The organism is Psychrobacter sp. 1Y4 (assembly GCF_051847555.1).
Map to the genome: position 1 here is coordinate 1 of NZ_JBPYDE010000445.1, position 760 is coordinate 760.

The 760-nt window shown below is 47.2% G+C and carries 1 protein-coding gene and 1 pseudogene; both read right to left on the reverse strand.

Features of this window, described 5'->3' with window-relative positions; all coding sequences use genetic code 11:
• Positions 1-246, reverse strand: a pseudogene (locus tag ACS8FC_RS16860) (glutathione synthase); the annotation flags it as partial.
• 64 nt (positions 247-310) lie between these two features.
• A partial coding sequence (locus ACS8FC_RS16865) for a phosphoribosyltransferase family protein (RefSeq protein WP_439297633.1) occupies positions 311-760 on the reverse strand: 450 nt, incomplete at its 5' end.

Genomic DNA, 760 nt, shown 5'->3' on the forward strand with positions numbered 1-760 from the left:
TGTCGTTTTATCACCCAGTGTATAAAAATCTGCAGGATCACGCTGCACCGTGAGCGGCTGAGTATCGACCATTAACTGTCCACGATCCAACCACAAGTCATGAATCTGACAATAACCAAGCTGATGACCACGGTCTTGAGCGGCCCACATCATAGCGAGACTGGTGTCTTTTTTATAATTGACCCGCTCGATAGGATCCATAATAACGAGTATTTTTAGCGAATTTTCTTGGTTTTGTTGGCTCATTGTTTGACTCATAGTGGGGCTCACTTACGTTATATTATTAGTATAAAACAGGCTCAGTGCCCAACTATACGCCGTACTGCTCACGGTAATGTTGCATTTTGGCTAACTGGGTCGCGTCTTTATGTTGGCCGTTTTGTGCACCATGGTCGTCTGCTAGATAACTGATTAAATCGTCGATATCAACCAATGCACGCACTGGCACTGTTAATGTGGCAGCAAGCTCTTGAATAGCAGAATGCTCAGCTTGGCCTTTTTCTTTGCGGTCAAGCGCGACGATAATACCAGCAACGCTTGCCCCTGCTTGCTCTAAAATTTCCACCACTTCACGCATCGCTGTGCCTGCTGTGATGACATCGTCAAGCACCCAAACAGCCTTGCCACTTACGTCAGCACCGACCAAGTTACCCCCTTCACCGTGGGTTTTGGTTTCTTTGCGGTTGTAACCCCATTTGGCATTGATGCCATGATGTAGCCATAACGCTTGCGCGGTCGCAGCGACAAAAGGTATGCCTTT